Source organism: Endozoicomonas sp., assembly GCF_051008435.1.
In the GTDB taxonomy this organism is placed as follows: Bacteria; Pseudomonadota; Gammaproteobacteria; order Pseudomonadales; family Endozoicomonadaceae; genus Endozoicomonas_A.
In genome coordinates this window covers 1-19760 of sequence record NZ_JBPCXO010000173.1, presented here as the reverse complement: position 1 = coordinate 19760, position 19760 = coordinate 1, and the positions used below count along the sequence as shown (strand labels likewise).

The following is a 19760-nucleotide window of genomic DNA, read 5'->3' as shown; positions in this document are numbered from 1 at the left end:
TTTCTCTAGCAGCTGCGGTATCAAGCATGCCTGCTCAGCTTATTAGAGCAGGCATAATCTATCAGTTCATCAAACGATCAAAACGCTCTACCAGCACCAGCAGCTGAGTCGTTTCTATTTTCTCCAGAACCAGGGCTTCCTCTGCATAAGACGTGATATTAGCGCCTTTTGGCAGAGCAGCTCCCTGATCCAGAATGGCATGAACTCTGGGAATAAACAGCCATTGCAACCACTGAGTGAATCCCATGGTATCCATACAAAAGGGTGTTGTACTGGCCAGAGCTTGAGCTGAAGGTGGCATACTCTGCCAGCAGTCCAGCCTTTTTAACTCTTCTTCCAGAGATATCAATAATTCTCTAACTTCTGTGCTCATCGCTTATCTTCTTACCATGAAAGTGCAGCTCTATCGGGCTCTACAGCCATTTTCATATTTCGGGTGATCCCGCATTCCGGTGAGCTACCTTTCCGCTCATGGCTGTTTCAATGAAAACCCAAACGGTATTTTACTACGGAAATTGCATAAGTTTCATACGTCTTTGAAACTCCCTCTTTCCATCAGAAAATAAATGAATTAGAGTTCATTTAAAACAATAAAGATAATCCGGGGATCATTCAGCTTTGTGGAGATGAAACAGAGTACTGGCAACCAGTTCCAGCTGATAGCTGATCAACCCTGCCTGTTCAGTCTCACTCAGCTGATCTTGCCCCAGCATATAGGGAAAGTTTCTGGAATGGCTATTCAAGAGCAGACCCGTAACCTGATTAAGAAGAAACAATACCTGCTGATCGAGCACCTCTTCCGGCTGCTGATCATTCGTCGCGGACAGATCTCCAATCAGATTTCTGACTGCCAGTCTGACCTGCATGGTTGCAGCCAGCTCCTGGTCAGCAATCGTTTCCAGTTCTGTACCAACAAAGTCACTGTGGATATAGGGGGGATCAATACTGATTCGTACCAGCCCAATATTCTCGCTGAAGTACTGATAAATAACATTGAGCAGATGTTTGAATTTCCGAACCGGCTCTTGCTGCGTTGTCAGCTGTTCTTCAACAAGCAACAACAATCCCTGACTGAATCGATTTTCAAGATGAATAAACAAACTGGACTTGTCAGGAAAAAATTTATAAATCTTGCCTACGGCCATTCCGGCTTCAGCTGCCACCTGTTTCATGGTCAGCCCTCTAAAACCTTTACTGCCAATCAAGGATGCAGCAGCATCCAGAATCAACGTACGGGTTTTCACCGGATCTGGTTTTGGTTTTGCCATAGTGCTTCTGGTTATCCCTGAACTGACTGTTTACATAGCATATTGATGATATAGACAACCTTGATCAAATAAAAATAACCTTTGGAGTCTTACGGACAGCAAGATATTTAAGCTTGGAACCGATGGACGCCTGAACCTAATAAAAGTGCCTGATGAAAAACACTCTTTTACTTTCGACCCTGGCTTTAGCCCTGCTGACAGGTTGTTCTGAGCCTCCAAGCAGCCAGCAGACTACTCAAGCCCAACCCTCAGAAAAAAGCATGAGCAGTCAGAAAACAGCAACCGCCAGAGTGATCAGTCTATACGAGAGGAGTTGCAAATCCTGTCATGAAGTTGCAGCGACCGGCGCACCACTGACAGGCGACCAGCAAGCCTGGAGTGAACGAATGGACAAGGGAATGGATACTCTATTGCAAAGCGCCATTAATGGATCCGGGGCTATGCCTCCCCTGGGACTGTGTATGGATTGTACTGAGCAGGACTTCATCAACCTGATCCAGTATATGTCTGGAGAGGCATCCTGAACCTGAGCCTTTTACCGAATAAGAAGAATAAGAAGAATGAAAATAAATCGTCGACAATTTTTTAAAATGGCCTCCATAGGTTCTGCCGGTATTGCTGCTACCACCTTAACCGGCTGCAACAGTCATACAACACCTCCTGTAGAACCTGAAGTGACTGGATCGGGTGAAGGCATTCCATGGCGCAACTGGTCAGGCTCACAAATAGCCTACCCGGGCCAGAAACTGGCACCAGCCAATACTCAGGAAGTCCAGGAAATCGTAGCTCAGAGTGAGGGTGTCATCAGAGCAGTAGGTTCTGGCCATTCTTTTCCACCACTGGTGCCCACTGAAGGCACCATTATGTCCCTCAGTCGTCTTTCAGGCGTCGTTTCTCATGACGAAAAGCTCGAGACTGCACAAATCCTGTCGGGTACCCGATTAGGTGATATGGGACAACTACTGGAAGATCGGGGCCAGGCTCTTATTAATATGCCGGACATTGATAAACAGTCGCTAGCAGGGGCTATTTCTACCTCAACCCATGGCACCGGGATGAATTTTGGCTCGCTTTCATCCTACGTTACAGCACTGAAAATAGTTAATGCCGATGGCGAGCTGATCGAGTGCAGCGCTGATAACAATCCGGAACTCTTTTCAGCAGCCAGAGTTTCACTAGGCTCGTTGGGTATCATCACCGAGATTGAGATGCAAAACCAACAGCCTTTCAGACTCCAGAATGAATCCTGGGCCGAACCCATTGAAGATTTACTGGCAAAAGCTGACCAGCTCAAGGATGAGTACCGGAACTTCGAGTTTTACTACATTCCTCATACTGATTACGGCATTGGTTACGGTAACAGGGAAACCTCTGACACCTCTGTTGTACGACAGCCTGACACCTCTAATGAAGATTTAGGAACCCTCCAGATGGTCAACCAGTATCTGGGTTGGTCACGAGGCTTACAAAAAACCGCTATATCCACCTTTATGCCGGGCTCTGAACCCCAGATCAGTAGAGATGTCTCTTGGAAAATCTATTCAGCCCAACGCAATGTCCGTTTTAATGAAATGGAATTCCACGTTCCTATGGAGCACGGCATTGACTGCCTTAAAGAAATCATTCAACTGGTAGATTCTGACGAACAGAACATCTGGTTCCCCATCGAGTTTCGATACGTGAAACAGGATGACATCTGGCTGAGCCCTTTCTACAAGAGAGACACCTGCTCCATCGCTGTGCACCAGTACTACAAAGACGACTATCATCGTTTGCATAAAGCCGCACAAAAAATATTCGCTCGCTACCATGGCCGACCGCACTGGGGTAAAAACCATTATCTCCAGGCGACTGATTTCAAAAAGCTTTACCCCATGTGGGATCAGTTCCAGGAAATCAGACATTCCATGGATCCAAAAGGCAAATTCCTTAACCACCATCTCAAGCAAGTAATGGAGGGGTAATAGCCATGGACGATCCTCTAATATCTTTTGTGTCATTGATACCCATCTATCTGCTAACCCCGATTCTGTGCCTCTATATCTGTCTGAAGGTCTCAGCCCTGAGAAACATTGGGCCGGTCATACTTTGCTATGGCATAGGAATACTGATGGGTATGACCCTTGAGCAGAGCAACCAGATATCTGTTTCTTTGAAAAGCAGCCAGGAGGAAACTCTGGGGGTACTGGTAGCCCTGGCCTTGCCTTTGTTGCTTTTTTCTACAGATGTCAGGGGCTGGTTCAGTCAAGCTGGAAAAGCAGCATTCGCCATGGTTCTGGCTCTTTTGTCAGTTGCGGTAGTGGCTATTGTGGCCGCAATACCCTTGCTGGGTGACGTTGAAAACCTCTGGCAAATTGCCGGAATGGCCGTTGGCGCTTTTACGGGCTCAACCCCCAACGTGGCTGCTGTAAAAACGGCTACTGACGCCAGCTCCGATACATTTCTGCTGGTACATGGTTACGACATTATTACCAGTATGATTTATCTGCTTCTGGTCATGACTGTCGCCCACCGTATTGCAAAACGGTTTCTATTACCCTTTGGTCGAGATAAAGACACAGATGAAACAATGGACCATGAAGAGCATCTGGAGCAATATTCTGAATTACTGATACCCGCCAGAATAAAGCGTTTGTCCTTAGCTCTGGCACTCACGGCTCTGATTGTTGGTGTCTCTGTTGGCCTAGCCGAACTGGTCAATGAAAGCTTTAAAACCATGACAATCATTCTTTTGCTGACGGCAGGCGGAATGTGCTGTGCTCTGTTTCAGAAAGTGCGATCAATACCCAACACCTATCACCTGGGTATGTATCTGATCATGGTCTTCTGTACGCTGGCCGGATCTATGTTTACCTCAGAGGCTTTTGCGAAAATCAGTCTTGAGCTGATGCTCTACTTTCTTGCCATTGTTTTTGGCTCAATGGTGATCCATCTCCTGCTTTCCCGATTCACCCGGATTGATGCAGATACCTTCCTTATTACCTCGGTGGCTTCCATTTGCTCGCCTCCCTTTGTACCTGTTGCGGCCGCCATAATGGGTAACAAAAAAGTGCTTCTTTCCGGCCTGAGTGCCGGAGTCATTGGTTATGCGGCGGGTAATATTCTTGGCATAGCGGTCGCTCTGACGGTCAGAGCCATGGGAGGATAAAATCCCCTGGCATCAGAACAGTATTGGTCTGATGCCAGGATTCAACATCAGTAGTCCTGATCAAAAGCCTGCCACTGATCGCTCAGCTGACTGCCACGCATGATCTTAATCTGACCAAACTGCAGCATGACCGACTCACTCTGAGTCGGTCTCAGAAACACGGAACAATCCACCTCAAGACCGGTACTTGATGAGCCTGTTAATAACTCCTGGTTGGTACTGCGACCATAAAAACTGTTGTTTTTCAGACCCATTGGAGAGCAAACCTGAGCTTTCCACCATCCGCCATAAATAAAGAATGAATGCTCAAGGTTCTTGTTTAATCTGGAAGCCAACTGTGAAAAATCACTTAGAAAAGGCAAGCTCAGCCCTCTGTGCTTTTTCAGTACAGGCGTTGCTATAAATAGAGCAGCCTGGTGTTCTACCAGTGTGTCCAGATCAAAATCCACTGGTTTAACGAATGCCGAACCAATACTGATCTCATTAATGGGCCCTCTGTCATTCTCCGGATACAGCTGATAAGTCATACTTCCAGCGCCGTTAAAACAAAGTGACTTCTTTAGCCATTCAGGAAAATGCTGTTCTATTTCAGCGACGAAATCAGAATAGGTACTCAAGGCTTTTTTTCTGCCCGCTTGTCGTATCGACGAAAGTGGCATCTTGGCCAGATGAGCCTCGTATCCCATCAGTCCACTGAATTCCAAATGATCGGGATTGTTCTGGATGAGTTGCAGCAGGGGCAATAACTCATTAGCTTCAGCAAGACCTCCACGGTTTAAACCAACATTAATCTCAACATTGATTCGAAACTTGAGTTCTCGCTTTTGAGCGAGTGCAAGGTATTCCTCCAAACGTGGATAGCTGTCAACCAACCATTGAACCTGACTCAGACAGTTAAATTCTTTTTCATCCAGCTGATCCAGAAAAGTGGTTGCAGCAGCAACCGGGAAAGGCTTCCCTATCAGAAAATCCCCATCAGGAAATGCTCTGACTAGCTGGTTGAGGAAAGGCTGATGAAACACCATCAAACGATTAGTCTCTAACTTTTGCTGTAGATACGCCAGCAATCCAGGGCAAGGCAGGGATTTAGCAACAATTCTTAGATTGGAGGTATCGCCCATTCGTTGTCTGACTACTTCAATATTATGATCCACCCGATCCATATCCAGCAGCATCATTGGTCGGGCAATACCTGACTGCTCCAGAGTCGTCTCCAGAGTCGAGAAATAGCGGTCATGGGGGGCTCCCCGATCTCGACAGACAATCAATGTAACCAGAATAAACAGAATCAGTATTACAAGGGCAAAAGTGAGCATTTAAACGTCCTTTCCTGAATTCTTTTTAGCTATCTGACGGACAAGCCGCTCCAGCTTCATTCCAATCATCGCCAGATCAACATATTTTTTCAGACTGCCCGTTCGGGTAGTTGTCTTTATAAGCTGTTCCATCAGGTGCAATTTTTTTCTGCTGTATGGGTACCAGTTGGGCTCTGGTAATTGCTTTCCCTGGGTCTCTATCAGAACAGCTTTGGAGCGAGTCATATTCAGCAATCCTTCTGCACCTTTGGTTCGCCCGTAACCTGACTGCCTGACACCACCAAAAGGCAAACCGGCATTGCCTTCAGTCAGCATGATGTTATTAATATTGACACAGCCTGTTACCAGAGCACGAGCCACACGGTCTGCTCTTATCTTATCGGAAGTCCATACGGATGAACTCAGCCCAAAGTCACAATGATTGTGTTTCTGTATAACCTCTTCTTCCGTACTGAATTTGAATACTGCCACGACCGGACCAAATGTTTCTTCTGTTACCACTTTCATATCATCAGTCAGGCCTGTCAGAACCGTTGGCTTAAAGAAATTCTGCTCAATCCTTTCCCCGCCACAAACCACAGTAGCACCTTTTTCGACAGCATCTTTGACCTGGTCTTCTACAATTTTCATTTGCCCAGCAGTGGTCAAACCACCTAAATCAGAATCAGCGCCCACTCCGACAGTGATCTGATCGAATGCCTCAGCCAGCATGGCAACAAAGTCTTCATAAATAGTTTCATGCACAAACAGTCTTTCTGTCGCTGTACAACTTTGACCCGAGTTATGCATATTCCCCCAACAGGCTGCAGCTACAGCTCTCTCCAGGGCTGCATCAGCAAAAACAATCATGGCGTCTTTGGCGCCAAGTTCTGCACAAACCGGAATAACCTTTGACGCAGCTTGAGCCAGCACCTTTCTTCCCGTGGCCACACTGCCAGTGAAGTGAATCAGATCACGACGCTTTTCGATCAGCCTTTCTGCCGTATGACCTCCTCCCTGAACGATAATCAGTGATTCTTTCAACATGGGCGAAAGGTTCACTATTTCATCGAATATCTCTTGCATGGGGGTTTGCTCAGAGGGCTTGATAATAACGGCATTACCAGCCGCAAATGCAAACATGGCTGCCGATGTGGCAATGGCCAGAGGCAGATTCCAGGGAGAGATCACCAAAACCACTCCATGAGCCTCATGATAGATTCGCGACTTTTTGCCCAGAAGAGTCAGTGGAGTTGGAATCTTTTGATCGGCAAGAATACGTTCTGCATTTTGAACTAACCAGTGACAGTCTTCGACCAGTTGCAATAGATCAGAGAGCATGGCATCTCCAATGCTTCTGCCCGACTCTTCAACAATTCTCTCTAAAAGACGACTTTGGTTATCCAGCAGGTATTGAATCAGTCGCTCTACCTCTATCAGACGATCGCGAACACGGGTTTGTCTGAGTTTTTCAGCCCCCTCTCGGGCCCTTGAGACAGCCTCATCAATGTCCTGGTCAGATGCGTCCTGTATAGAGTAAAGAATCCTGGACAAGCGAGGATCCATGACGTCTATAGTGCTCATTGTATTCAGCCTTATTGTTATTCTTATTTAAGCTTTAACAAGACTTGCCCCCAGAAAAGTCGGAATAGATCGCCTCTCCTGGAGGCCTTACGAACTTAAATGGTTTTGTCAGGTGCAGGCGAACAGCCTCAGTACATCAAAGCAAGGTGGTACTATAGTACAAGTTCACGAAAAAACAGAATACTCTTAAAGCCTGTCTGACTTAAGCTTTCATAGATGCTTATCTAAGCCTGGTCGTTCTTTCTGGAATTCAGGTCGAAACAGTCTTAAGTCCGACAGGCTACCCAAGTGAAGTCAGAAAGCTTTTAATTTGTCGTTTCAGTCCTGTAGCGGGACCCAGACTAAGCGCCCTATCCGCCAGTTCACGAGCCTGATCATACCGTCCCTGCTCTTTCCTGAGCTGAGCCATCAGATAATAGACAGACGGGTCTGTCGGACTGATTCTCATAGCCCTGGACAGGGCACTGCCAGCCCTGTTCAGGTCTTCTTCAGCCATAGCATTCCATGCCTGATCCAGAAGGGTACCAACCGCATCCGAGCGATCAGAATAGGGAGAACCAGAACCCGGGATAGATTGTGGCATGTAAGCCATTTGACCTGTACCGGCACACCCTGTTAACAGGACTGCCAATAGCAGAGGTATTATTCGCTTCATTTATTCAAACCATGACTTTATGGAATCAAACAGTGTTTTAACCGGCTCACTCACAGCTCGACCACAGCCCTGATATTCCACAGGCTCCGAACCCTTGATGTAAGGAACTTTTACCGCACCTTCACAACTCCGTCCTGTTCTCACATTGGCTGCTGGCTTCGTCCAGACATATTCAACCTGTTCGCTGTTCAATGACTGGACCGACTTAATAGGCACCTGTTGCATGAATCGGGTCCAGACTCTCAGTGCACCACTGCTGCCGGTCAGTTTGGTCGGACTATTGTCGTCATTCCCCAGCCAGGTAACAGCCATCAGATTTCCTGTAAAACCGGCAAACCAGCTGTCTCTTAAATCATTGGTCGTGCCACTTTTGCCAGCTAACTGGATATCCTGACTGATGCTCCAGTAAGCCCTTCGCCCTGTGCCTTCTCTCATCACCTGACCCATGGCATGTCGCAAAAGTTCCATGGGAGCAGAATCGAATGCCCTTTCAACCGAGAGGCTGTAACGTTTCAATGGCTGACCACGGGCATCCACTACAGCATCGATAGCTCGCAGCGGCATCTTGAAGCCACCGCTGGCAATGGTCTGGTACATGGAAGCGATATCCATAGGGGATAGAGAGGCAGCACCCAGCATGACTGAAGGATAAGGTGGCAGCTTTTTCTCAACCCCCAAACGCTCAACCGTATTCAGAACGTTATCCAGACCCAATGCCATACCAGTCTGGATCGCAGCCTGGTTATAGGACTTGGCCAGTGCTTCTTCCAAAGGCACCATGCCTCTGGACTTGCCATCATAGTTGGAAGGTTCCCAAAGCCCTCCCTGACCGTCGTCCACCTTAATGGGCACATCTTTAACAGGTGTCGTTAAAGTAAAGCGTGCGGGTTGTTCTAATGCCGTCAGATATATTGCTGGTTTCAGCAATGAGCCCACGGGACGTCGTGCATCCAGGGCCCGGTTAAAACCGACATACCCCGGATTTCTATCACCTACTACCGCCAGAAGGTCACCGGTCTGTGCTGATGTCACGACCATTGCACCTTGTAGATCAGGGTTGTCCTTATCCAGCTGGTCAACGGTATCCGTCATGCTTTTCTGGGCAAAACGCTGAATGATCGGGTCCATATTGGTGAAAATTCTCAGACCTTCCGAGGTGAGGTCACGTTCATCGTAATCTTCCCGGAGCTGTTTCTTCACCATATCAATGTACGCTGGGTAGGCGCTGGTATTGAGCTGTTCCCGTGTCACCACTCCCAAAGGCAGTTTCTTGGATCGTTCCGCTTCCGAACGAGGCACGATACCTTCATCCGCCATCACATCCAGCACTAGATTCCTTCGTTCTTTTGCTCTTTCAGGAAAACGTCTTGGATCGTAATACGAAGGGCCTTTCACCAATGCCACCAGCAGGGCAACACGAGCAAGGTTTAATTCTTGAATGGGCTGGGCAAAATAGAAATGACTGGCCAGACCAAAACCGTGAATGGCCCGTCTACCATGCTGCCCCAGGTAAACTTCGTTCAGATAGGTTTCCAGAATTTCATCTTTGGAATAATGAAAATCCAGTAACACCGACATAATCGCTTCATTAATTTTGCGAGTCAGCGTTCTGTCATTGCTCAGATAAAAGTTTTTAACCAGCTGTTGAGTCAGGGTGCTCCCCCCCTGCACAACACCCCCTGCTCTGAGATTAACCAGAAATGCTCTGGCAATAGAGCTCGGGGAAATCCCCCAGTGATCGTAGAAGTTCTTGTCTTCTATAGCTAGAAGAGCCTTAGTCAAAAACTTGGGTGCCTGAGACTCACGAATAAGAATACGATCCTCAAAAGTCGAAGGATAAATGCCTCCCACCGGTTGAGGATCCAATCTCAGCAATGGGATACTTTCAGAGGTCTTACCTTTCAGACTGACCACTTCATTGCCGGAAAATACGACACTGGTATATCGAGAAGGTTCAGCACCGTCTGGAAAGTGAAAACCCCGACTGTAAATCGTAAAGCGATTTCCGGAACGAGCAAAAGTACCGGGTCGTTTGACATCTCTGACCGCTTGATAACCCTGGCGACGGAGTTGGGCCTGAAGCTCATTCGGGTTGAGAAGCTGTCCTTCGTAGAGCTCCAGTGGGCGAGCGTAGACCTGGGCCGGAATTGCCCACTTCTTGCCTTCAAACTTTTTAGTAACCACCGCGTCCAGATAGACTGAGTAGGCAGCAAGCAGAATCAGACCCACGACTCCCAGCTTTATCAAAGCTGAGAAATAGCGTCTTAATCCCCCTGTTTTAGGAACTTTCTTCCTGCGTCTTGAGGGCTTCCCCTTGGACGGTGCTTTTCTCTTTGTGACCATAGTGCGGGATTATACGCCATAGTTTTCCGTAATAGCTCTATGGTTTGCCGTGTTTTTAGCTCAAATTATTTATCAACAGCGCAGTCATTAAAAAGCACTGCTGTCATTAATGGCTCTTGACCGCAACGCTTATGTTTAAATCTCCCCCATCGAGGGGATAAGTAAATATACCTACATCAGGTATAATCGCCCAACGTTAAAAATAACAATCAACAACGGATTAAGACATTGAGCACGGAACTCATTGAGGCTTTACTCAAGCCTTCTGTCTATCCTCACCCTGTTGAGAAGATAGAGCTTCTGGAAACTCATATATCCTGGGTGATACTCACGGGTGAGAAAGTCTACAAAATCAAAAAACCCATGGATTTCGGTTTTCTGAACTTTACTGAGCTGTCCGATCGAAAGAGGTTCTGTGAACTGGAAGTCCAGCTGAATCAGCGTCTTGCTCCGAAACTCTACGAAACCGTCATTCCCATCAGCGGTTCACCGAACAACCCTATACTCAATGACCACTCAGCCCCCATTGAGCACGCCATTGTGATGCATCAGTTTCCGCAGGAAAATATGTTGGACGCCATCAGTTCATCGGGAAAGCTGACTCTGGAACCCTTGCTGGATGTAGCTGAACAGCTGGCGAATTTTCACCAGGACATTGAAGTCAGTACTTCGGATCAGCACTATGGCTCCGAAGAACACGTCTGGTTTCCGGTAGAACAAAACTTTGACCAGATCAGACCTTTGCTGAATCAGGAAAATGATCTGGCCCAGCTTGCCAGACTGGAAAAGTGGGCCTCGGACAGTTATCAACAATTACTCCCTCTGATTCGGGAACGAAAGGCTGAAGGGTTTATCAAAGCCTGCCATGGCGATGTACACCTGGGAAACATCACCATTTTTGAAGATAAAATCACCCTGTTCGACTGCATAGAATTCAACGAAGACTTCCGTTGGACTGACACGATGGCAGACCTGGGTTTCCTGTGTATGGATCTCGATTCCAGGGGACTTTCCCACTTAACGTCTTCCGTCGTAAATAGATATATGGAGATCAGTGGCGACTTTCGGGGACTGGGCTTATTAAACTTTTACAAGGCCTACCGGGCGGTTGTCCGGGCTAAAGTGGTCCTGTTCCGATTACACGGAGATGATGTTACTGATCAGTTACGGTCAGAGGTGCTTGTTGAATATCGCCAGTATGCAACGTTGGCTGAAAGTTACTGCCAATTTGAAAAGCCATTTCTTGCCATGATGCAGGGGCTTTCTGGCTCTGGAAAAACCACCGCAGGCAGAGAGCTTGTAGAGCACTCCAATTGCGTCATGCTCAGAACGGATATCGAACGAAAGAGATTATTTGGTCTCAAACCAGAAGCATCCAGCCACGATGCCCAATTGGATATCTACACCCAGGAAGCCACTACTAAAACCTACTTGCAGATACAGGAAACAGCCCACTTTCTGTTAAGTCGGGGGATCTCAGTTGTTATTGATGGCGCCTCTCTCAAACTTCAGGAGAGAGTACTTTGCTGTCAGGCTGCAATTGAGCTTCAGCTCCCTTATTTTATTGTCAAATGTATGGCACCCGATGACGTTCTAAAGAGCCGTATCATTAAACGTCAATTCAATAACACCGACGCTTCTGAAGCAACTATCGATCTGATCAAACAACAGCATCAGTGGGAAGAACCACTCTCAGAGCAGGAAAAAACACATACTATAGTCCTAGATACAACCAGAGAAAGTTGGCGTGAAAGGCTTATGACCGACCTGACTGATCAATTGAATTGATCTATTTTTCCTTCTTCGGCTGCCCTTTTCTGGGCAGCCGTAAAGACTCGTCTATCATTAAACTCATTAAAAGAAATTTCCTTCTGACATTCAGAAATATCAAGCACCCCTGCAAGGACGCTTGGGACGATTTGGGAATCCGGTATGGCAACTGACCTGATCGAATTAAAAAATCTGGGTAAAACTTCAGTGCAATGGCTTAACGCAGTAGGTATTCGCACACTTGAGCAACTTCATGACGTAGGTGCAGTAGCTGCCTACTGCAAAGTCAGAGACAGAGGCTTCAAAGTATCCAAAGTATTGCTCTATGCAATGGAAGGTGCTCTGATTGGTGCCCACTGGAATGAATTGGACAGTGAGCACAAACAACGCCTTCTAAGCGAAGTTAAAAATCATCAGGGCTGAATTCGTCTCAGCTATTCTCTCCCTGACTACATACCGGACATTCGGGGTCCGCAGCCAGTGACAGACTCTGCCACTCCATGGTGGCAGCATCGAACATCAATAATCGGCCATTCAGTGTCTTGCCGGCTCCCGTCAACAGCTTGATAGCCTCCAGAGCCTGCATGGTTCCAATAGTCCCTACTACGGGACCCAATACTCCTGATTCGGAGCAGCTCAGCTCTTCAGCCACCTCTTCCGAGTAGAGACATCGATAACAGGGTGCATTTTCCTGCCAACGATCAAATACCGTAAGCTGTCCATTTAGGCGGATTGCAGCTCCTGTTACCAGAGGCACTCCAGCATGGACACTGCAACGATTGACCATAAAGCGACTGTCAAAATTATCGGTTGCATCCAGTACCAGATCGCTGTTATCGACCAGAGCCAGCAATTCCTGCTCCCCCAGCTTTCTGGGAATAGGGTCTATCTCAATACCCGGATTCATGGCACTGATTCTTGCGGCTGCAGCATGTACTTTAAACTGACCAACATCATCGGTTGAGAAGGCAATTTGTCTCTGCAGGTTGGTGGTATCCACCACATCCGGATCAATAATGGTCAGCCTTCCAACACCAGCTGCCGCGAGATACATAGCTGCCGGACATCCTAAACCACCCATTCCAACAATGACTACGTGAGCATTGAGCAGTCGCTCCTGCCCTTCAATATCAACCTGAGGCAAAAGTATTTGTCGGCTATAGCGCAGCAGCTGATCGTCATTCATCTTGAAACGTCATGTTCACAGGAAAGGGAGAATGCAGTATACCGCCAAGAACTGAGGCAGCAAGACCTTCAGAAACTAGTTAACACTCGAGAGAAAGACATAAAAAAACCCTGACTGAGCAGGGCCTTTTTATGTCTTGTCAGGATTAAACCCTATCAGGCTTCTGACTCTACAAATTCAGCGTAGGCTTCAGCGTCCATCAGCTCGCTCAGTTGGCCTTCATCAGTAATCTTGACCTTAAAGAACCAGCCTTCATCATAAGGAGCGCCATTGACCGTTTCCGGGGTTTCTTCCAAAGCTTCGTTAATAGCAACGACTTCACCAGAGATAGGTGCATAGATATCAGAAGCTGCTTTTACAGACTCAACCACGCCCGCCTCATCTTCAGCAGCCAGAATGGAACCAGCTTCAGGCAGTTCAACGAAAACCACATCACCCAGAGCTTCCTGGGCGTGATCGGTAATACCAATGGTGGCAGTACCGTCTTCTTCGATTCGGATCCACTCATGGGAACGAGCATAACGGAGTTCGGATGGAATGCTGCTCATCGAAAATTCCTCTGGTCACTTAACAATTTCATTCTTTTCAGTAGCTATCAGTTGGAGGCTGCCTACTGATGGCACCGCACATTCATCTAGAAGGTAGTCGAAAAGGCTGTACTTGTAATTTCAGTATTTACCCTGATCTGGCTCGCCCAAAATCAGGTACTGAAAAGGTATAAAAAATAGAACAGCCAGTCCTTATACTGATGATGCTCCCCCGCTTCATCAAAAAGATGAAGGTGATTTTCTGCATCATTATCAGCATTTAAATTCTGACGATCAATCCACTGCAAAACCGCAGCCACCGCACCAAAAGCTACCTTCCGGAAACAGGACTTCTACGGCCCCGGTTATCAAGACTGGCATTCTAACCAGAATCCATGACTCAGCCAATATTTCATTCAAGATGAATGCACTGTGTTGACATTCATTGATATGACTCAGATTCAGAGCCTATACAAAAAGGCTTCCTCTATGACAGACTGAATAAATCAGGAATAAAAATAATTCGGAAACAGCATGACACTGACCGATGCCCGCCAGTTTAATATCAGCACGCTCTCAGAGCTGGAATCAGTGCTTCTTCATCTCTCAGAAAAGCAATACAAAAAGACCTCATCTCTTTTGTCGAGCTCAGTAGGCACCCATGTCAGACACATCATCGAGTTCTATCATTGCTTTTTCAAAGGGCTGGATTATGGCGCTATTGATTACGACAATCGCCCACGGAATCATACACTGGAAGAATCTGTCGAACAGGCCATAGACTACCTGAAGAATATTCATTTACTACTTAGCGGGCATGATATGACCCATTATCCCGAAACTGTGGCAGTGGTGGCCGTCATGAACTCGGGAAGTCCGATTCAAACCAGCAGCAGTATTATCAGAGAACTGCTTTTTCTGCAGGGCCATACCACCCATCACCTTGCCCTGATTGCCCTGATGCTGGAGCAGGAAGGGATCAAGCTGCCCGTCGACTTTGGGTTAGCCACCTCTACCAGACTGCACAGACAGCCCGCTGAAAGCTCTGCGCAGGAATAAAAGCGCTTACAGCTAACCCGTCTTATGCAGCAGGCCGGTTATATTCCAGGAAAGCTTTTGCCCCTGCCGCTCCCATATATTTATTGAGCGTTCTTTCGTCCACTTTCAACAGATCAACAATAATCAAACCATCCAGGGCATTGTTAAAATCCGGATCAACGTTAAAGGCTGCCAGTTCCCCACGCAGTTTCAAATACTGTTTTAACAGGATCGGGATACCTTTGTTGTCTTTCTCTATCTGCTGAACCAAAGAAGAGAGCTTTTCAAAATCCGTCAATCCCAGTAAGTCAGCCTGATTCCAGAATCGACCTTTACCTGGCTTCAGTGGTGTTGTTGGTTGAACCAGGTCACGAAGCACACTGTCCGAGTTATTCATAGACAAACAACCGGCCATCAGTTGACGTGAAACTTCACTGTAGTCACTACTGATGCTCACTGGACCAAATAGTACTTTGTACCAGGGGTTAGCGGCTACGTAGGCACCAATGCCTTTCCAGAGCATCATCAGAGCACTCAAGCTCCTCTGATATTCCGGTACGACAAAAGATCGACCCATTTCGAGGCAACTGCCCAACTTGTGGATAAATTCTGCATGGTAGCGAAATAAACTGCGGGAATAGATGCCATGGACGCCTTTGGAGCGAAGGATCTGATCAACCTGACCAATCCGGTAGGCCCCCATGATCTTTGCTTCTTTCTGATTCCAGAGAAACAGATGCAAGTAGTAGTCATCATACTCATCCAGATCTCTGGGTTTGCCGGTTCCTTCGCCCACTCCCCTAAAAGTCATTTCCCTGAGACGACCAATTTCCGGCAGGATATCAGGCAGCTGTTCTGATCGGGCGCAATAGACACTCATCTCACCCTTTTCCAGCAGAAGGGACTCTTCTGGCAGCTGTTCAACGTTGGCTTTTAGCTGTTCAGGGGAAACAGGATCGGCAATGGGCTGTTCTTTTCTCTCTTTACGAGGTAATGAAACCAGCTTTGTGCGAACAGCTTTGTGGGTGGATAAGAGATAAGTGTTCAAACGAAGATAGTTCGTTAATGCTGCATCAGAACTCATCGATTGATAGTCTGAAACATCCAATGTACGGCCAATTCGAAAGCTCAGAGTTGAACCTCTTTTGTTCAATAACTCCCTGATCAGTCTGACTGTTCTTAAACGGGGGTGAATCAATCCCATGGCCTGAAATAACCAGCCATTTCGGCCCTCTATAAAAACGGGGGTTACTTTGGCCTGCGTTTGCCTGACAATTCGAGCCGCTGTATTTCTCCACTTGGGATCAGTGACTTGCCTTAGGGAAAGGTCCAGACTGGAAACTTCACCCGCTGGAAAAATAAGCAGCTGATGACCTTCTTCCACCCACTTTCGAGCTTCTTCAATGGCGTTCACATTTTTCTGTCGAGCATTGGCGTTAATAATGTCCACACCAATAAACAGCTCTTTCAGTTCATGAATACGACAAAGTAATTCATTGGTCAGCACTTTTACATCTGGACGTACCTGGAGCAATAAATCTGCAAGGGCTACTCCCTCGATGCCACCGAATGGGTGGTTTGCCACAATAACAGAAGGTCCTGTTTCAGGAATTGAATTCAGATGCCCCGAAGCAACCTGGTGTTGAACATTAAATATTTGCAGCACCAGTTTTATAAAATCATCTGAGGGGTATTCTTCATTGACTTCTTTTTTATAGAGCTGATCCATGGTTTTTAAACCCAAAAACCACTCAGCAACAGCCTCAGGCAAACCGGACCGTGTTTTTTTTGGAAGTCTGAATGGAGAACTTTCAGGAGTCATCCGATTTTTCCCTTTCTATTTGAGATGAAAAACCTTGTTCTCTCGCTGATAAACATCAATGAAAGCAACCGTTGCTTTTCTATCTCTGTGGGCATTTTTACTCCAACTCAGGAGACTGACCAACTTCCTATCTTTTATAATGAACAAGCTGGCCTTTATGAACAAGACTAGGAAGGGTAAATGACAAATCCATTAACAAGATGTGAAAACACTGTGACGATATTCATTTGGGAAATGAGCGGGATACGAATATCCCGCTTGCGACAGGGCTAATCAGGAAAAAATACGTTTGATTGCATTATCAGTATCAATAAATTCCAGAATGGCCACCACTATTGCAGCCACCAGCATGCCTGAAGCGTTATAGAAAAGAAGCCCGCCATCATCACCAATGATATTACCCATATTATCGAATTCAGGCATATTGATACCTAAAGGGGTGAATAGATGGAAGAACACTGCGCCAGCCATAACCCCAGTGGAGAGAATGGCTCCGTATAACCTGCTGGCAGGAATCATCAAAAGAATGGCAGCAATCAGCTCCGTAATGCCCACACCATAAGCACCATATTCAGCAAACCAGTCCAGGCCAGACCAATTACCCAGAACACTGAAAATGTACACAGTCTCGTAAGCATCTGTGAATTTAAAAAACAGTGACTGAACAAATACAAAAGCAATGTATATGCACAACACCCACTTAAAGCCTTCCTTGAACATAATGCTCTCCTTGCATTAATTAGCCATCATTTTTGGCCAGTTCATGTCACCCAGCTTGATAAAGCCCGGTATATCCTTCAGCCACTTTGTCTGAATATCTGCGTCGTAATTCAGATAAAGCTTCTTATCTACAATTTTCCAGTAATTAGGATCGCCAGGCGCTCTTTGTTTTTTCTCAGCCACGGCCCAGGCACAATAGCCCCCGTATTGAGGCCGGTATTGATCAGGCTTTTTCTTGAACATCTCGAGGTGTTTTTCAGAGGAAAAGTACCACTCTACATCCAGATACTTGTACTTGAATTGGGCATTACCTTTAACGGCTTTCCCTTGAGTAAAGTAAGCCACCGTATCATACCCACTGACGGCTTTATTACTGAACCAGCCGGTATAAATATTCTTAGCAGCAAAGGTATTGCTACTGAACAGCAACATCAGGGCTAAAATAGCGCGGATCATCCTCGCCTCCCTGCGGACAATTACTCCGTATCCGGATATTGTCTAACAAGCTCCCGCTCCTGCTTCCAGTACTTATACAACGCCAAGATGGAAGGTGGGCGAAATCCCCGGCGCCGATTGAGCCACCCCAGTCGAAAGAGCGTCCGATACTGATAAAACAGAACTCGATAGACTTCTTTGAGTGAACTTCTGCAATCCCAGATATGGGCTGCTTCGCTGCTGGCACCATTCACTTCAAGTATATAGTAATTTTCGCCATTCATTAGAGAATTTATATCTCTAAATCGAATATCAATGCGTCCATAAAAGTAGCCCGGAAGACCTTCAGCCACTTTATCAAAGGCTTTTTCAAGCTCTGGGGTAATAAACTCCCTGCCGTCGCGAAAAATAGCACCTCTGGAATGACTGCCTGCAAATGCCAACCGAAAGGGAACGTCTCTGGGAATAACTTGCTCCAGTTTTTGAAAATGGCGCCTGAAATACAACTTACTGACCTTACTGGCTCTTGGGTCTTTTTCAATTAACTGTCGCAGCGTATCAATGCCATTTCCAATAACATAAGGAGGGTACTTCAACGTCATTGAAAAGATTTCCCCTCGCTCTTCTCCCGGATAGCGAATATAAAACATCCCCGCTTCTGCTTCATAAGGTATGACTTTCTGAAGCATGATCTGACCCGAACCGGGGAAATTATTGATGTAAGCCTTCAACTCCAGAACATCCCTGACAATCTGGACGCCTGCTCCTCGACAGCCTACGTCAGGTTTGGCAATAACCGGAAACTCCAGATCAATAGACCCCATAAGCTGCCGGGCTTGCCAGACAGCATCTTCTGTCGAGTACCAATCTGAAATAAGACACCAGGGAGCTATTCTTTCTCTGGCTTCACCGGAAGCGGATGAAAAGATTTCTGACTTGGACTCCCCCACCATTCCACTGAGACTGATACCAGGGTTACTGATCAAAGGTAAACTGATTCCCCGATAACGAATGGCTAACCACAGCCATTGAAAAACGACAGGAAGATAGAAAATATAACCGGGCCAGAATTCAAAATAGGAAACAGCCTTCTCAGACATATCCAGTGGCGGCAACCCCTGATGAATGACTTTGTCTTTCCCGGCAGGGCGTATAAATGTTTCAACCAGACTTTCCGTGTCGGTTATTTCCATAATTATTTCAAGACCCCATAAGTGCGATAAATCAATCGGTGTCCGTACATAATCAGAATCACGACAACAGGCAACAACAACCACTTCCACAGACCCAACTCAGACCAGAACATAATTCCGACCGCATAAAACCCTGAAAACAAAAAAGCCGTCCAGGCAATAGAAGCAATAAGAACCAGAAAAAGAAACTTTAAGAATGAAAGCTTAAAAAATCCACAGGCAGTATAAACCGGAAATCTAAGACCCGGTATAATCCGAACCGATAGAATCGTTGCTGACATACGATTTTCCAGCCAGGTACCTGCCCGCTCAACGGATGAAACATCAAGAAGGCGACTCAGCCTTTCTACTTTTCTACTAAGAACGCCTAAACCATAAAGTCCAAGATCACCGGTAAAGATACCAATAAACAAAGCCAGAAAAGCCAGCTGACTGCTGATAACACCATCGGCACTTAATAGAGCGGCAAATACAATTGCAGCATCTTCCAATATATAGCTGCCTAAAAGAATGAGTAATGCCAGCAACCAGGGATGCTGAATATAATCCAGCCAGTACTCAAGCATACTTTCACTGCCATTTTTTTGTCGTTTTATTCAGGTTATAACGTTGAAACCTGCTAATTCAATCATAAATGACAGAAATTACAGGTCTAGGAGCCTGTCGGACTTAAGACTATTTCGGCCTAAATTCCAGAAAGAACGGCCCAATTATTCGATGAATTCGATTAAATAGGTCAACTATTCTCACGAATCCATCGAATAATTCGACTCGTT

The 19760-nt window shown here is 46.5% G+C and carries 19 protein-coding genes; 6 read left to right on the top strand and 13 right to left on the bottom strand.

Translation table 11 applies throughout. The features are described 5' to 3' along the window. Nucleotides 1-61 precede the first annotated feature (61 nt). Both ACR2PX_RS08585 and ACR2PX_RS08580 read right to left on the bottom strand, forming a co-directional pair. On the bottom strand, nt 62-373 hold the full coding sequence (locus ACR2PX_RS08585; RefSeq protein ID WP_433998947.1) for a YqcC family protein: 312 nt from the start codon (nt 371-373) through the stop codon (nt 62-64). A 235-nt stretch (nt 374-608) separates the two neighbouring features. Continuing rightward, complete coding sequence (locus ACR2PX_RS08580; RefSeq protein WP_433998946.1) at nt 609-1268, bottom strand: TetR/AcrR family transcriptional regulator; 660 nt, start codon at nt 1266-1268, stop codon at nt 609-611. Nucleotides 1269-1420: 152 nt separating this feature from the next. On the opposite strand from ACR2PX_RS08580, the gene ACR2PX_RS08575 reads away from it, so the two are divergent. The 3 genes from ACR2PX_RS08575 to ACR2PX_RS08565 are packed head-to-tail and all read left to right on the top strand — an operon-like array spanning nt 1421 to nt 4416. Continuing rightward, complete coding sequence (locus ACR2PX_RS08575; RefSeq protein ID WP_433998945.1) at nt 1421-1792, top strand: c-type cytochrome; 372 nt, start codon at nt 1421-1423, stop codon at nt 1790-1792. A gap of 36 nt (nt 1793-1828) precedes the next feature. Further along, entirely contained in the window at nt 1829-3232 is a 1404-nt protein-coding gene (locus tag ACR2PX_RS08570; protein ID WP_433998944.1) for a D-arabinono-1,4-lactone oxidase, read from the top strand. Between the two features lie 5 nt (nt 3233-3237). Beyond that, nucleotides 3238-4416, top strand: a complete 1179-nt coding sequence (locus ACR2PX_RS08565) for a DUF819 family protein (RefSeq protein ID WP_433998943.1) — start codon at nt 3238-3240, stop codon at nt 4414-4416. Nucleotides 4417-4463: 47 nt separating this feature from the next. Here the strand turns inward: ACR2PX_RS08565 and ACR2PX_RS08560 are convergent, their stop codons facing one another. The 4 genes from ACR2PX_RS08560 to mrcB form a co-directional block, all read right to left on the bottom strand. Beyond that, nucleotides 4464-5732 carry an alanine racemase gene (locus tag ACR2PX_RS08560; RefSeq protein WP_433998942.1) on the bottom strand — a complete coding sequence of 423 codons (1269 nt, stop codon included), beginning with the start codon at nt 5730-5732 and terminating at the stop codon, nt 4464-4466. After that, nucleotides 5733-7295, bottom strand: a complete 1563-nt coding sequence (locus tag ACR2PX_RS08555; RefSeq protein ID WP_433998941.1) for an aldehyde dehydrogenase family protein — start codon at nt 7293-7295, stop codon at nt 5733-5735. A gap of 280 nt (nt 7296-7575) precedes the next feature. After that, nucleotides 7576-7950 carry a tetratricopeptide repeat protein gene (locus tag ACR2PX_RS08550; protein ID WP_433998940.1) on the bottom strand — a complete coding sequence of 125 codons (375 nt, stop codon included), beginning with the start codon at nt 7948-7950 and terminating at the stop codon, nt 7576-7578. Next, entirely contained in the window at nt 7951-10293 is a 2343-nt protein-coding gene (mrcB, locus tag ACR2PX_RS08545) for a penicillin-binding protein 1B (protein WP_433998939.1), read from the bottom strand. It lies immediately after the preceding gene. 228 nt (nt 10294-10521) lie between these two features. Here mrcB and ACR2PX_RS08540 point away from each other — a divergent pair, with 228 nt between their 5' ends. Beyond that, nucleotides 10522-12081, top strand: a complete 1560-nt coding sequence (locus ACR2PX_RS08540; RefSeq protein ID WP_433998938.1) for an AAA family ATPase — start codon at nt 10522-10524, stop codon at nt 12079-12081. A 144-nt stretch (nt 12082-12225) separates the two neighbouring features. Beyond that, entirely contained in the window at nt 12226-12486 is a 261-nt protein-coding gene (locus tag ACR2PX_RS08535; RefSeq protein WP_433998937.1) for a TfoX/Sxy family protein, read from the top strand. A 7-nt stretch (nt 12487-12493) separates the two neighbouring features. Here ACR2PX_RS08535 and ACR2PX_RS08530 read toward each other — a convergent pair whose 3' ends face one another. Together ACR2PX_RS08530 and gcvH are read right to left on the bottom strand one after the other, a co-directional pair. Beyond that, nucleotides 12494-13249 (bottom strand): HesA/MoeB/ThiF family protein, encoded by a 756-nt coding sequence (locus ACR2PX_RS08530; protein WP_433998936.1) that lies wholly within the window; start codon nt 13247-13249, stop codon nt 12494-12496. Nucleotides 13250-13404: 155 nt separating this feature from the next. Next, nucleotides 13405-13797 carry a glycine cleavage system protein GcvH gene (gene gcvH, locus ACR2PX_RS08525; RefSeq protein WP_433998935.1) on the bottom strand — a complete coding sequence of 131 codons (393 nt, stop codon included), beginning with the start codon at nt 13795-13797 and terminating at the stop codon, nt 13405-13407. A gap of 513 nt (nt 13798-14310) precedes the next feature. Here gcvH and ACR2PX_RS08520 point away from each other — a divergent pair. Next, nucleotides 14311-14835 (top strand): hypothetical protein, encoded by a 525-nt coding sequence (locus tag ACR2PX_RS08520; protein ID WP_433998934.1) that lies wholly within the window; start codon nt 14311-14313, stop codon nt 14833-14835. 22 nt (nt 14836-14857) lie between these two features. Here the strand turns inward: ACR2PX_RS08520 and ACR2PX_RS08515 are convergent, their stop codons facing one another. From ACR2PX_RS08515 to ACR2PX_RS08495, 5 genes are all read right to left on the bottom strand, one after another. Further along, nucleotides 14858-16636, bottom strand: a complete 1779-nt coding sequence (locus tag ACR2PX_RS08515; protein ID WP_433998933.1) for a lysophospholipid acyltransferase family protein — start codon at nt 16634-16636, stop codon at nt 14858-14860. A 273-nt stretch (nt 16637-16909) separates the two neighbouring features. Continuing rightward, the gene (locus ACR2PX_RS08510; protein WP_433998932.1) at nt 16910-17356 is read right to left on the bottom strand and encodes a DoxX family protein; all 447 of its coding nucleotides are present in this window, start codon (nt 17354-17356) and stop codon (nt 16910-16912) included. Nucleotides 17357-17371: 15 nt separating this feature from the next. Beyond that, nucleotides 17372-17812, bottom strand: a complete 441-nt coding sequence (locus ACR2PX_RS08505) for a YHS domain-containing (seleno)protein (RefSeq protein ID WP_433998931.1) — start codon at nt 17810-17812, stop codon at nt 17372-17374. Between the two features lie 20 nt (nt 17813-17832). Then, entirely contained in the window at nt 17833-18984 is a 1152-nt protein-coding gene (locus tag ACR2PX_RS08500) for a D-alanine--D-alanine ligase (protein ID WP_433998930.1), read from the bottom strand. Nucleotides 18985-18986: 2 nt separating this feature from the next. After that, nucleotides 18987-19550 carry a DedA family protein gene (locus ACR2PX_RS08495; protein WP_433998929.1) on the bottom strand — a complete coding sequence of 188 codons (564 nt, stop codon included), beginning with the start codon at nt 19548-19550 and terminating at the stop codon, nt 18987-18989. Nucleotides 19551-19760 lie beyond the last annotated feature (210 nt).